We start from the raw sequence: 267 nt of genomic DNA, 5'->3' as shown, positions 1-267 counted from the left end.
AAATAATAATTTATTACCATTCAAAGAAGCATACAAACTTGCAAGTAATGAGATTATAAAGCTTATAAATCAATTTATTTTAACTGGTACTGTGTCAATTCAAAAAGATGGCAAAAATCAAAAACGAATGCTACCTAATATGTATGGACTTCTAAATATGCCAAGTCAAATCAAAGAAGAAGTTCAGTCTTCTAATAAAGATAAGATGAATGAAATTTTTAAAAAAATTGAAGAAGGTCTTGGGAAACTAGAACTTGGAGATGAATT

The 267-nt window shown here is 27.0% G+C and carries 1 pseudogene; it reads left to right on the top strand.

The features are described from left to right. Positions 1–267: pseudogene (locus U881_RS10370) on the top strand (hypothetical protein); the annotation flags it as partial.

The sequence above is a fragment of the Borrelia persica No12 genome (assembly GCF_000500045.1).
Taxonomy (GTDB): domain Bacteria; phylum Spirochaetota; class Spirochaetia; order Borreliales; family Borreliaceae; genus Borrelia; species Borrelia persica.
Note: the sequence above shows the minus strand (reverse complement) of the source record. Positions and strands in the feature narration are given on the sequence as shown.